Consider the following 12872-nt stretch of genomic DNA (forward strand, 5'->3'; position numbering starts at 1 on the left):
CGAGGCAGGCGAGGAGCAGCGGTGCCCAGCCCGCCGGTCGCCCCCGGTGACTAGGCCACCGAATGCGTCACCGTCCCGGTGTAGGTGCCGGCCTCGGCATCGAGCGGAACGTTGATGGACAGGCCCGGGTTCCAGGTGGCCGAGTTGTTGCCGGTGCCGCCGACGTGGGTGAACGCCACGAGCGGCGTGACGCTGTCCAGCGGGTCCCGGTCGGCGAAAGTGGGTTGGGCGGGTGTGAAGGTACCGTTGCCGGTAGAGGTGATCAAGGGCCCCGACCAGTAGTCCACCTCGGAGAAGAGGATGGTCTGGCTCGGCGTACCGGTGCCGGTGGTGAAGACGGTGGACGTCACGCTCGCCTCCCAGGAGGCGTCCGCCGAGGCGCGGGCGTCGGTGACGGTGACCGGGCCGAGCGAACCGTTGATCGCGGTGCCCGGTGCGCCAGAGCCGAGGTCGGCCGGGGCCGGCGCGTCGATGTCCAGGGTGCCGGCGGTGACGTCGAAGGTGACGCTGGTGGTGTCGGTCGGCGCCGCCACGGCGGGTGCGGCGGCGAGTCCCACCGCAGCCGTGGCGGCTGCCCCGATCACCAGCATTCTGGCAAGTCGCACGGACAGTACCTCACGTTTCTCGAATGGATCCTGTGATCTCGGGGGCCGGATCATGTCGGCCGCCCATTCAAGAAGATAAGGGGTAATGTCCCACGAAAGTCCTAAAGCGGACAACTGCCATTTTATTCGCGTTATTGCTGATTACTGAGCTGATCCGCGACCGCCAGGAAGGCGTCGTTCTCCGCAGGGGTGCCGACGGTGACGCGTACGCCCTCGCCGGCGAAGGGGCGGACGATGATCCCGCGCGCCTCGCACGCCTGCGCGAACGGCACCGACCGGTCGCCCAGCGGCAGCCAGACGAAGTTCGCCTGGCTGTCCGGCACCGTCGTGGTCGGCCCGGCCGGCAGCCGCTTGCGCAGCGCCTCGGTGACCCGGTCCCGCTCGGTGACCACCAGCGCGCAGCGCCGCCGTACCTCGTCGGCCTGGGTGAGCGCGGCCAGCGCCCCCGCCTGGGCGGCCAGGCTGGTGGAGAACGGGGTGACCACCTTGCGTACCGCCGCGGCCACCTCGGGCTGGCCGACCAGGAAGCCGATCCGCAGCCCGGCCAGCCCCCACGCCTTGGAGAAGGTGCGCAGCACCACCACGTTCGGCCGGTCGCCGTAGGCCGCGAGGCCGTCCGGCACCTCGGGGTCGGTGACGAACTCCCGGTACGCCTCGTCGAGCACCACCAGCACGTCGTCCGGCACCGAGCCGAGGAACCGGTCCAGCTCCGAGCGGCGCAGGCTGGTCCCGGTCGGGTTGTTCGGGTTGCAGACCAGGATCAGCCGGGTCCGGTCGGTCACCGCCGCCGCCATCGCCGTCAGATCGTGCCCGTGGCCGGCGTCGTTGGGCACCCGCACGCTGGTCGCGCCGCTGGTCGCCGCGATGATCGGGTACGCCTCGAAGGAGCGCCACGAGTACACCACCTCGTCCCCGGGCAGGCAGGTCGCCCGGACCAGGTGCTCGGCCAGCGCCACCGACCCGCAGCCGGTGGCGATCCGGTCCGGGTCGACGCCGTGGCGTTCGGCGAGTGCCGCCCGCAGCGCCAGTACGCCCATGTCCGGGTACCGGTGTGCGCCGGCGACCGCCTCGGCGACCGCCTCGACCACCCCGGGCAGCGGCCCGTACGGCACCTCGTTGCTGGCCAGCTTGATCGCCTCCGGCAGGCCCAGCTCCCGGGCCAGGTCGGCGGGGCTGCGCCCGGGCACGTAGTTCGGCAGCGCGTCGAGATCGGCGCGGGTCAGCCGGGGAGCCCCGGGCCGCCGGTCGGGGCCGGGGGTGGAACTGGTCGGACCGGTCATGACGCGGGGCCTCCAGAGCGATCGTTCGGGGTGCCGGTGTGCTCGGCCGGGGAACCGGCCGGTGAAGCGAGCCGGACCACCACGGTCTGGCCCCGCTTGTCGTGCAGGGCCTGCCGTAGCGGCCGGTCGAAGAGCGGGAGCGCGCAGTCGACGAGCTGGATCAGGAAGCCGATGCCGCAGCAACTCCAGAGGAAGACCGGCAGGCCGAGCATGTTGAACCGCCGGAACGAGCGGCCGAAGCCCAACTGCTCGGTCTCGGCCAGCGGTACGACCTTGATCCCCATCACCCGCTTGCCGAAGGTCTGCCCGGTGTTGGCCACCGACGGCACCTCGTAGGCGAACCAGAGCGCGACGGCGATCAGCAGGATGACCACCTGCAACCCGTCGGCCTGGGCGCTGGCCTGCGGCAGGCCCTCGGTGGTCGACTCGCCGGCCAGGGCACGCCGCCAGATCTCCCGGCCGACCGGCTCGATCTCCTGCACGAACCGCCAGACGAACCAGCCGTTCACCACCACGTTGAGTAGCAGCACCAGGCCGATGTCGATCAGCCGGGCGACCACCCGGGCACCGAGCGGCGCCAGTTCCAGCCCGTGCGGTCGGGGTGGTGGGGCGGCCCAGTACGGGTGCGGCCAGCCTGGCGGCGGCTGCCCGTACGGCGGCATCCCGGGCGGCGGCCCGTACGGCTGACCCGCCGGGCCGGCGCCGGGCCAACCGGGCGGGGCCGGCGGACCGGAGGCCGGTGGTCCGCCCGGTGGTGCGCCACTGACCGGCGGCGTCCCGCCCGGCGGAGCGCCGACCGGCGGCCCACCCGACGGTGGCCCACCCCAGGGCGGTCCGCCCCACGGTGCGGCCGGTCCACCGGGCGCGCCGGGCGGAGCCGGTGTCGCCGGTGAGCCGGGCGCGGCGGGGGAACCCGGCGCCCCGGGCGGGGCACCGGCACCGCTGGACGGTGCGGGTGCCGGCTCGGGCTCCTCGGCCGGCGGCGGGCCGGGCGGCGGTGTGGCGTCCACGGGCAGCGGCGCGCCCACCCAGCCCTCGCCGTCCCAGTACCGCTGGGTCGTCGGCTCGGCAGGGTCGGCGTACCAGCCCGGCTGCACCGTCACCGGAACGACCTTGGTTGAGTCCTGACGTTCACGCTGGAACCTTAACCACCACGGTCCTGGCGAACTTGTCGTGGAGGCACTGCTGGTACGGCTTGTCCCAGAGTTGCCAGAGCCCGTCGACGTAGCCCAGACCGGGAACCAGGCCGCTGCCCGCCTGCACCAGGAAGCGCCGGGCGAGGGGAGCCCGGCCGATCGAGCCGGCCGGGTCCAGCGGGACGATCTTGATTTTCATCACCCGCTTGCCGACGGTCTGCCCGGTCCGCCTCGGCATCTCCACCTGGTAGAGGTATTGCAGGGCGAACCCGACCACGAGCAGGGCGGCCTCCAGCAGCAGGAACGGCACCAGGAAGCCGAACGGGTCCGGCTCGACGACGGGACCGTCCGGATCGGGGACGGTGAAGAAGTCCGCGCCCACCGTCGAGAAGAAGACGACAAACGCCGGGATGGCGAGCACCAGCACCGTCCCGCCGAGGATCGCCGCGTCGATCAGGTACGCCAGCAGCCGGTCGCTGAACGAGGCGAGCGGCTGGCCGGACGGGCTGACCGGCGGTGGCGCCACCGGATAACCGGGCATCGGACCGTACCCCGGCCGGCCCGGCGGGTACCCGGGCAGGCCGTAACCCGGCGGGCCGTAACCGGGCGGGCCGTAACCGGGCTGGCGGGGCTGCGGCACGAACCCGCCGGGCGGCGGCCCGGACGGCGACCGACCCTCTCCGGGCGGCGGCGGCATGGCTGGAGGTTGCTGGGTCACGCAGGACAGTGTTACAGGTTTCCGCGCGCCTCTTGCTCCCGCTCGATGGCCTCGAAGAGCGCCTTGAAGTTGCCCTTGCCGAAACCGAGGGATCCGTGCCGCTCGATCAACTCGAAGAAGACCGTCGGCCGGTCCTGCACCGGCTTGGTGAAGATCTGCAACAGGTAGCCGTCCTCGTCCCGGTCGACCAGGATCTTCCGGGCCTTCAGCTCCTCGATCGGGGCGCGCACCTGGCCGATCCGGGCCCGCAGTTCCGGGTCGTCGTAGTACGAGTCCGGGGTGTCCAGGAACTCGACGCCGGCCGCCCGCATCGCGTCGACGCTGGCCAGGATGTCGTTGGTGGCCAGCGCGATGTGCTGGGCGCCCGGCCCGCCGTAGAACTCCAGGTACTCGTCGATCTGTGACTTGCGGCGGGCCACCGCCGGCTCGTTGAGCGGGAACTTGACCTTGCGGGTGCCGTTCGCCACCACCTTCGACATCAGCGCCGAGTAGTCGGTGGCGATGTCGTCGCCGATGAACTCGGCCATGTTGGTGAAGCCCATGACCCGGCGGTAGAACTCCACCCACTCGTCCATCCGGCCCAGTTCCACGTTGCCGACGACGTGGTCGACGGCCTGGAAGAACCGCTTCGGCTGCACGCCAGCGTCGATCATCGGCTGCCGGTCCACGATCGGGCCCTGCGCGACGAAGCCGGGCAGGAAGGGGCCGTGGTAGCGCGACCGGTCGACCAGGGAGTGCCGGGTGTCGCCGTAGGTGGCGATGGTGGCGATCCGGACCGTGCCGTGGGAGTCGGTGACGTCGTACGGGGCGGCCAGGCCGGTGGCGCCCTGTGCCATCGCGTGCGCGTACGCCGCGTCCACGTCCGGCACCGCCAGCGCGATGTCGAGTACGCCGTCGCCGTGCCGGGCCACGTGGTCGGCGTCCGGGGCGTCCGGGCGGACCGCGCCGGTGAAGACGAACCGGGCCGAGCCGCTGGTCAGCACGTACTCGGCGTGCTCCCGGTGGCCCTGCTCCGGCCCCCGGTACGCCACCCGGGTCATCCCGAACGCCGTCGAGTAGTAGTGCGCGGTCTGCTTCGCGTTGCCGACCATGAACCGGATGTGGTCGATGCCCTGCACCGGGAAGGGGTCGGTGCCGTCGTCGTGCGCGACGGCCCCGACGAGCCGGTCGACGTCAACGTCGAGGTCCAGAGCCGAGCCGGCGGTGGACGGCTGGTGGAGTGCGCTGGTCATCGTCCTGCCTCCCTGGGGTGCCCGACCGGCCGGCGGCCCGACCGGTCTTTCCCGGAGCATCCCGCTCGGGCGCCGACTGGGCAACCGAACCGCGAAATGCTGAGCAGGTTGTGCATTTAGTATGGTCAACGACCGTGAGTACTGTGCAAGATGTGCAGCTCGATCAGCTCGACGTCCGCCTGATCGACCTGCTCGCCGCCGAACCCCGGATCGGCGTCCTGGAGTGCTCCCGCCGGCTCCAGGTGGCCCGGGGCACCGTGCAGGCCCGGCTGGACAAGCTGCTCGCCCGGGGCGTGATCGCAGGTCTCGGCCCGCAGCTCGACCCGGCGGCGATCGGCTTCGCGGTGACCTCCTTCGTCACGCTGGAGATCCACCAGCGGCCCGGCCACGACCCGGTGACCGCACACCTGCACGGCATCCCCGAGGTGCTGGAGGTGCACACCATCACCGGCTCCGGCGACATGCTCTGCCGGATCGTCGCCCGGTCCAACGCCGACCTGCAACGGGTACTCGACCAGATCGTCTCGCACGAGCAGATCGCCCGGGCGTCCAGCATCATCGCGCTGGCGGAGAAGATTCCCTACCGGGTGCTGCCGCTGCTCCGCTCGGCCGTGGAGGCCGCGCCGGAGGGCGGAGCGTCGCCGGCGAGCGCGTCGCCGAGCGCGGTTCGCTCGTAGCGGACCGACCGGCCGAGCCGGGTCCGGCTGACCAGCCCGGCGTCCCGGAGCACCGCCAGGTGCCCGCCGACGCTGCCCAGCCCGGTGCCGAGCTGGGCGACGAGTTGACTGGTCGTGGCGGGGACGGCCAGGGCCCGCAGCACCGCCGCCCGGGAGGCGCCGACCAGCCGGTCCACCGCGTCCGGGGTACGGCCGGGCGGGGGCGGGCCGAGCAGGTCGGCCACGCCCCGGGCGGGGTAGACGATCGCGTACGGCCAGGGCGGCTCGGTGTAGCTGATCAGCGGGCCGAAGGCGGTGGGTACGAAGAGCAGCCCCCGGCCGGCCAGTTCCCGGCTGCCCTGACCGGAGCAGTCGACCTCGATCACCCCGTTCGCACCGTCCGAGATCCAGCGCAGCCGGGGGTCGAGGTCGGCGAGCGCGGTGGCCCAGCCGTACGTGCCGAGCTGACCGGCCCGGTGCACCAGGTCCCGTTCCAGCACCGCCCGCAGCCGTGTCCAGTCCGGCGCCACCAGCGCGGTCCAGGCCGCCTCGATCCCGTCGGCGATCCGGTCCACCACGTCCGGTGCCTCGAAGATCCGCCGCGCGTACTCCGGCGGGGTCCGGTGCCCGACCAGGTTGCGGGCCAACTCCTCGCGGGCCTGCTCCAGCGGGGTGGCCCGGATCGCGGCCAACTCGTCAGCGAAGGTCAGCCCGACCCCCGACGGCGGCGGCTGCACGAAGTCGGCGTTGTAGCCGCCCCGGCGCAGCAGTGCCAGCAGCGCACCGACCGCCGGCGAGTCCCGCTGCAGCCGCAGGTAGCGGTCGCGGACCCGGGCCACCCAGGGGGAGAGCGCGGCCGACCGGTGCTGGCCGGCGCAGAGCCGCAGCGCCGACATCGCCTCGCCGAGCGGCGAGATGGCGAACCGGCTGGCCGCCACGTCCGCCGAGGTCACCTCGATCCGGATGGTCACCGACGGGCCTCCCTCCGCCGCTGCCCCGCCGGTGCGCCTGCCCAGGCCACCGCGTCGACCTGGGGGTTGCCGGCACCTTTCGTTCCTGCCCGAAACCCTAGTGCGGTGCGGCGGGGCCGAGCACGCTGGCCGGGTGAGCACCGCGACGGGGCCGGCCGAGGACCGGGCGAGCAAACCCGGGCCGGACGGCCGGCCGCCCCGGACCGGCGCGCCCGCTCCCGGCGACGCGGCGCTCCGGACCGGGACCCCCGGCCCCGGCGACCGGCCCGCGACGTTCGGCAGCGTGCTTGCGGTACCCGAGTTCCGGGCGCTCTTCGCCGGCTTCGGCGTGTTCATGGTCGGCGAGACGGTGAAGATGCTCGCCCTCGCCGTACTGCTCTACGAGCGCACCGGGTCGGCGCCGCTCGCCGCCCTGGCGTACGTCGTCGGCTTCCTGCCGCACGCGGTCGGCGGCGTACTGCTGCTCTCCCTCGCCGACCGGTGGCGGCCCCGGGCCCTGATGGTCGGCTACGACCTGCTGCGGCTCGCCTCCGTCGCGCTGCTCGCGCTCGGGGTGCTGCCGCCGGCCGGCATGCTCGGGCTGGTCTTCGCGGTCGGGCTGCTCGCCCCGGTGAGCACCGCCGCCCGCAACGTGCTGCTGCCGGAGTTGCTGGCCGGGGACGGGTACGTGCTCGGGCGCTCGCTCTTCACCGTCGCGGCGGGCGGGACCCAGGTGCTCGGGTTCGCCCTCGGTGGCCTGCTGCTCGGCCTGGTCGGCCCGTACGGCGCACTCTGGCTGACCGTGCTCACCTGCGCGGTCTCCGCCCTCCTGGTCCGGTACGGCGTGGCGGAGCGGCCGCACCGGGCGGTCGCCCACGGGGTGGTCCGGCAGACCTGGCGGGTCAACCGGCTGCTGCTGCGCGACCGGCGGGTCCGGGGACTGCTGCTGGCGCACTGGCTGCCCGGCTCGCTGCTGGTCGGCGCCGAGGGCGTGATCGTGCCGTACGCCGACGGCCTCGGTCCGGGAGCGAGCGCCGGGGTGCTGTTCGCGGCGTCCGCGTTCGGCATGCTGGTCGGCGACCTGGTGGTCGGGCGGTGGGTCGCGCCGGCCCGGCGGGAACGGCTGGCCCCGTGGCTGGCGCTGCTGCTCGGCGCGCCGATGCTCGGTTTCGCCGCCGGGCCGGGGCTGGCGGCCGCCGTCGTGCTGTTCGGGGTGGCCACCTTCGGCTTCGCCTTCCAGCTCGGGCTGGCCCGGCGGTTCCTGGCGGCGGTGCCGGAACAGCGCCGGGGGCAGGCGTTCGGGCTGCTGGCCACCGGACTGATGACCGTGCAGGGGGTGAGCGCCGGGCTGGGCGGGCTGCTCGCCGAGTGGCTCGCGCCGGGCCGGGTGATGGCGCTCGCCGGGGCCGCCTCGATGGCCGCGACCCTGCTGCTGTGGCGCTGGCTGCGCCCCGAGTCCGCCACCCGAACCGCCGACGGCCAGAATTCCGCCCGACCCCGCATGCCCTGATCGTCGGTCGAGGTCGCGGTGATTCGCCGGGGTGCCTGGTCCTGTCACAGGCGCCTGGCAGTCTCGTACGCATGTGCGAGCGACCCGCGCGTGTGGCGCCCCCCGCGACCGAGATCAGGAAAGTAGGCTGGCGCAATGACCGTGTCAGCCCATGACGTAGCCGCGGCTCTCCGCCATCGGCTTCCCGGTCTACCGACGAAGAAACTGCACAAACTTCTCTACTACTGCCAAGGGCACCATCTTGCCGCATTCGGGGTGCCCCTGTTCCGTGAAACGATCTCGGCCTGGGACATGGGGCCGGTGGTCGGCAGCCTCTGGCAAGCCGAACGCGGCGGCGACATCCCCGCCTCCCCCCTGGAACTCGGCGAGGCCGAACTCAACACCGTCGGCTACGTCGTCAGCCGCTACGGCAAGCTCACCGGGACCGACCTGGAGCACCTCACCCACTCCGAAACTCCGTGGCAGTACGCCAACGCCCTCCGGATGCCCGGCGAGTCGGCCAGGATCGAACTGGAGTGGATACGGGAGTACTTCACCACCGCCGGCGCGGTGGACAATGACGACGAGATCCCAGTCGACGCCGCCGAGGTGCGAGCCATCCTCAAGGGCGCCGAAGCACGTCGCAACCCGAGCCCGCGCGCCGACGACCCTGAGCGGTTGCGCGCCCGGATAGCGGAGATGCGGGCACAACTGGGGCGGAGTGCCTGAGGGACGCGGGTTGTGGCAGTTGGCCGACTTCGAGGACCGCTTCGATGCCTGGGCTGACCGCGACAACCCGTCACCAGACCTTCGGATCGTCGTCGCCGAGTGGATCCTGACCCGCATGGAGGATCCTTACGAGGGCGCGAAGCGGGAGCCCGGGTTTCCGGATCTGTGGTCGGTGCGGATCCGGGGTACCGCGGCCGGTCGGCCGGGCGCGTTCGCGATGGTGCTCTGCTCGTTCTGGGTCAAGGAGACCGAGCACAGCGTGGTGTGCGACAACTTCTCGACCCTTGGCTATCCGGTGTGAGGTCGCCGCCGGATCCGGGAGCTGAGGACGGTACGGCTGGAATTCACGACACGGACATAACGTCCTAGCGGCACTTGCCGGACGATCTCGTTTACGGTAACCGGATGGCCAAGGGGAGCGCCCGGAGCGCGGGCGTCATGTCCGCCCTGGCCATCGCGCTGATCGCGGTGATCGTGCTCGCCGCGACCAACGTCTGGAATCCCTTCCCCGGGGTCTGGGACTGGGTCAACCGCGACGAGCCGATCTCCGAGCCGGACGTCGTCTGGCAACAGCGGATCGGCGGGACGCCGCAGAGCGTCACCATCGCCGGCAACACGGTGGTGATCCGCTACCGCACCCGGGTCGAGGCCCGCAGCCTCGCCACCGGGCTGCGGCTGTGGGAGCGCAAGGCCGACTGGGCCGCGGTGGCGGGTGGTGACCGGGACGCCGTCGTCGCCGTCGGCAAGCTGCTGAGCAAGGGCTACGAACTGCTCGACCCCGAGACCGGAGCGGTACGCCGCAAGGACAGCACGGCGGTCGGCGTCTGGACGTACCGCAACGCCCTGGTCGACGTGCGCTGCCGAGAGCCCCGGGACTGCACGCTGAGCGCCTGGGACCCCCGGGGCAGCAATCCGAGCTGGACGACGTTCCTGCCCGGAGTGGAGACCGGGCCACTGGCCGGCAACCCCGACACCCTGGGTACCCGGCCGTTGACCACCCGGCAGGTCCACGAGGGGGCCGGCGGCCCGGTGGAGATGCCGCCGCTGCTCGGACTCTCCGTCGACGGCCGGGTGCACATCGTGGACACCGCCACCGGCCGGGTGATGCAGGACGTGAAGCCGGGGCAGCAGGACCGGATCGTGGTGGTCGGCGGCCGGATGCTGCGCATCGAGGCCCGGGCCGCCGACGGTACCTGCTACTTCACCGTGGTGGCCCGGGATCCGGTGACCGGGCAGGAGGTGTGGCGCCGGGACGGGCTCAACCTGCGTACCGCCGACGGTGCCGGCTGCGTGCAGCGGGAGGATCCGCAGGGCGGGGAGAACGTCTTCGTCGGCGTCGGGCCGGACGCCCGGGAGACGGTTGTCGACGCGTACGACGGCCGGGTGCTGTGGACGGGTCCCAAAGGTGAGAAGCTGCTCGCCGTCGACGACCGGTACGCGCTCTCCCGCTCCGCCGACCAGCGCTCGGTCGTGGGCAGCGAACTCGCCATCGACCGGGCCCGGTGGACCCGGCCGGTCAACTCGGAGGGCGGCGCCGCGCTGGCCCGGCACGCCGCCCTGCTGATCGACCGGCGGCCGAACCGGATCATCGCGCTCGATCCGCGCAGCGGCCGGGAACTGGCCAACGTCCGCTCCTCGGCCGAGGTGCTCGCGGTGGGTCCGGCCGGGATGGTGATCGGCGACGGGCGGGACATCGGGTACCTCCAGTTCGCCGGGGTCTCGACCGGCGGCCCGGCGCCGACCGCCGGTCCGGGCGGCCAGGAACCCGGGCCCGGCACCGAGTGCGGCGGCCCGAAACAGCCGGAGTGTCCACCGGAGAACGGCAAGGACGGCTGACCGGCGTCCCGCTGGTCGGTCGGCGGGGCGGGTCGGATGAGAGCGGCGTCGCAGGGTCGACCCGGCGGGTGGGCCGGCCCCGGTCGGCTGGCCTAGGCTTGCCGGCTATGAGCAGTGGCGCGCCGTTCTCGTACTCCCCCCTGTTGCCCGTCGGCGCCGACCAGACCGAATACCGACTGGTCACCGACGAGGGCGTCGACGTGGTCCACGGGCCGGGCGGCCGCCGCTTCCTGACCGTGGAGCCCGCGGCGCTGACCGCGCTGACCGCCGAGGCGATGCACGACATCTCGCACTACCTGCGGCCGGCGCACCTGGCCCAGTTGCGGGCCATCATCGACGATCCGGCCGCGTCGCCGAACGACCGCTTCGTCGCGCTGGACCTGCTGCGCAACGCCAACATCGCCGCCGGGGGCGTACTGCCGATGTGCCAGGACACCGGCACCGCGATCGTGCTGGGCAAGCGGGGGCGGCACGTGTTGACGGACGGGTCCGACGACGAGGCGGTGTCCCGGGGGGTCTACCAGGCGTACACCCGGCTCAACCTGCGGTACTCGCAGCTTGCCCCGCTCACCATGTGGGAAGAGAGGAACACCGGCAGCAACCTGCCGGCCCAGGTGGAGATCTACGCCGAGGACCCGGACGGGCACCCGGACGCGTACAAGTTTCTCTTCATGGCCAAGGGCGGCGGCTCGGCCAACAAGTCCTACCTCTACCAGGAGACCAAGGCGCTGCTCAATCCCACCCGGATGATGCAGTTCCTGGAGGAGAAGCTGCGGCTGATCGGCACCTCGGCCTGCCCGCCGTACCACCTCGCGGTGGTGATCGGCGGCACCTCCGCCGAGTACGCCCTGAAGACCGCGAAGCTGGCCTCCGCGAAGTACCTGGACAACCTGCCCACCCAGGGTTCGATGTTGGCGCACGGCTTCCGCGATCTGGAGCTGGAGGCCGAGGTACTGGAGCTGACCCGGCAGTTCGGCATCGGGGCGCAGTTCGGCGGGCGCTATTTCTGTCACGACGTACGCGTGGTCCGGCTGCCCCGGCACGGCGCCTCCTGTCCGGTGGCGATCGCGGTCTCCTGCTCCGCCGACCGGCAGGCGATGGGCAAGATCACCCCGTCCGGCGTCTGGCTGGAGCGGCTGGAGACCGACCCGGCCCGGTTCCTGCCGGACGTCACCGACGCCCAGCTTGACCAGGGCTCCGAGGTGGTCCGGGTCGACCTCAACCGGCCGATGGACGAGATCCGGGCCGAGCTGTCGAAATATCCGGTCAAGACCCGGCTCTCCCTGACCGGCCCGCTGGTGGTCGCCCGGGACATCGCGCACGCCAAGATCGCCGAGCGGCTGGACGCGGGCGAGCCGATGCCGCAGTACCTGCGCGACCACGCCGTCTACTACGCCGGGCCGGCGAAGACCCCGGAGGGGTACGCCTCCGGCTCGTTCGGTCCGACCACGGCCGGCCGGATGGACGCGTACGTGCAGAAGTTCCAGGCCGCCGGCGGCTCGCACGTGATGCTGGCCAAGGGCAACCGGTCTGGCCAGGTGACCCGCTCCTGCCACGAGCACGGCGGGTTCTATCTCGGCTCCATCGGCGGCCCCGCGGCCCGGCTCGCGCAGGACTGCATCAAGCACGTCGAGGTCCTGGAATATCCGGAACTCGGCATGGAGGCGGTCTGGAAGATCGACGTGGTGGACTTCCCGGCCTTCATCGTCGTCGACGACAAGGGCAACGACTTCTTCGCCGAGGTGACCAAGCCGGTGCTGACCGTCGGGCGACGCTGACCGACGGTTGACGCTGGTGCACCGCTCAGCCGGCGCGGGACAGGGCGCTGGTGCGGACCAGCACCTGCCGTTCGGGACCGGCGCTGCCGTCCCCGCGCAGCTCCACGCCGCGCAGGGACAGCCACTCGAGCTGCGGATACCGGCCTAGATCCGCGCCGACCCCGGTGACCCGGAGCACGAGCGGGCCGGTTCCGTAGCAGTAGTCGGATTCGGCGAATTGCAACACGTCCCCGGCGGTCGGCACCGGCCGGGACCGCTCGGGTCTTGCAGAGGCGTCCATGTCCTGGCGTCTCCTCAGGTGTGGATGGCGGCGAAACCGCTGCTCCGACACGGTGCGTCCGTCGCCCCCGCAGGTCGGCGGACGCACCGCCCCCGTCGATGTGTCTCACCTGGTGTCGTGCATCCCAGCGCACAGTGTGGGCGGTGGCGCTCTCGTTCCGCTGCCACCCCGCTATCAAGTCGA

The 12872-nt window shown here is 72.5% G+C and carries 13 protein-coding genes; 6 read left to right on the forward strand and 7 right to left on the reverse strand.

What is annotated here, in order from left to right; translation table 11 throughout:
- Positions 1–50 precede the first annotated feature (50 nt).
- The 5 genes from ACSMXO_RS02425 to hppD all read right to left on the reverse strand — a co-directional run bounded on the left by ACSMXO_RS02425 (position 51) and on the right by hppD (position 4971).
- On the reverse strand, positions 51–605 hold the full coding sequence (locus ACSMXO_RS02425; protein WP_455416541.1) for a hypothetical protein: 555 nt from the start codon (positions 603–605) through the stop codon (positions 51–53).
- 131 nt (positions 606–736) lie between these two features.
- Positions 737–1885 carry a histidinol-phosphate transaminase gene (hisC, locus tag ACSMXO_RS02430; protein ID WP_455416542.1) on the reverse strand — a complete coding sequence of 383 codons (1149 nt, stop codon included), beginning with the start codon at positions 1883–1885 and terminating at the stop codon, positions 737–739.
- Complete coding sequence (locus ACSMXO_RS02435) at positions 1882–2988, reverse strand: RDD family protein (RefSeq protein ID WP_455416543.1); 1107 nt, start codon at positions 2986–2988, stop codon at positions 1882–1884. The genes hisC and ACSMXO_RS02435 overlap by 4 nt, the downstream gene beginning before the upstream one ends.
- A gap of 28 nt (positions 2989–3016) precedes the next feature.
- On the reverse strand, positions 3017–3739 hold the full coding sequence (locus tag ACSMXO_RS02440) for an RDD family protein (RefSeq protein ID WP_455416544.1): 723 nt from the start codon (positions 3737–3739) through the stop codon (positions 3017–3019).
- 11 nt (positions 3740–3750) lie between these two features.
- A complete protein-coding gene (gene hppD, locus ACSMXO_RS02445) occupies positions 3751–4971 on the reverse strand; it encodes a 4-hydroxyphenylpyruvate dioxygenase (RefSeq protein WP_346259028.1) in 1221 nt (406 codons plus the stop codon).
- A 134-nt stretch (positions 4972–5105) separates the two neighbouring features.
- Between hppD and ACSMXO_RS02450 the strand changes: the two genes are divergently transcribed.
- Positions 5106–5648, forward strand: coding sequence for an Lrp/AsnC family transcriptional regulator (locus tag ACSMXO_RS02450; protein WP_346259027.1), 543 nt, complete (start codon positions 5106–5108; stop codon positions 5646–5648).
- Here the strand turns inward: ACSMXO_RS02450 and ACSMXO_RS02455 are convergent.
- Positions 5552–6592: a DUF5937 family protein gene (locus ACSMXO_RS02455; RefSeq protein WP_455419152.1), complete on the reverse strand. Its 1041-nt coding sequence runs from the start codon at positions 6590–6592 to the stop codon at positions 5552–5554. The genes ACSMXO_RS02450 and ACSMXO_RS02455 overlap by 97 nt on opposite strands.
- 289 nt (positions 6593–6881) lie before the next feature.
- Between ACSMXO_RS02455 and ACSMXO_RS02460 the strand changes: the two genes are divergently transcribed.
- The 5 genes from ACSMXO_RS02460 (at position 6882) to ACSMXO_RS02480 (ending at position 12409) form a co-directional block, all read left to right on the forward strand.
- Positions 6882–8087, forward strand: a complete 1206-nt coding sequence (locus ACSMXO_RS02460) for an MFS transporter (protein WP_455419153.1) — start codon at positions 6882–6884, stop codon at positions 8085–8087.
- A gap of 135 nt (positions 8088–8222) precedes the next feature.
- Positions 8223–8795, forward strand: a complete 573-nt coding sequence (locus ACSMXO_RS02465) for a Panacea domain-containing protein (RefSeq protein WP_455416545.1) — start codon at positions 8223–8225, stop codon at positions 8793–8795.
- Positions 8788–9096, forward strand: coding sequence for a hypothetical protein (locus tag ACSMXO_RS02470; protein WP_455416546.1), 309 nt, complete (start codon positions 8788–8790; stop codon positions 9094–9096). The genes ACSMXO_RS02465 and ACSMXO_RS02470 overlap by 8 nt, the downstream gene beginning before the upstream one ends.
- A 104-nt stretch (positions 9097–9200) precedes the next feature.
- Positions 9201–10631 (forward strand): outer membrane protein assembly factor BamB family protein, encoded by a 1431-nt coding sequence (locus ACSMXO_RS02475; RefSeq protein ID WP_455416547.1) that lies wholly within the window; start codon positions 9201–9203, stop codon positions 10629–10631.
- 107 nt (positions 10632–10738) lie between these two features.
- On the forward strand, positions 10739–12409 hold the full coding sequence (locus ACSMXO_RS02480; protein WP_455416548.1) for a fumarate hydratase: 1671 nt from the start codon (positions 10739–10741) through the stop codon (positions 12407–12409).
- Between the two features lie 25 nt (positions 12410–12434).
- On the opposite strand, the gene ACSMXO_RS02485 is transcribed toward ACSMXO_RS02480, so the two are convergent.
- Positions 12435–12689, reverse strand: coding sequence for a hypothetical protein (locus ACSMXO_RS02485; protein ID WP_455416549.1), 255 nt, complete (start codon positions 12687–12689; stop codon positions 12435–12437).
- Between the last annotated feature and the right edge of the window lie 183 nt (positions 12690–12872).

The sequence above is a fragment of the Plantactinospora sp. DSM 117369 genome, from assembly GCF_053764795.1.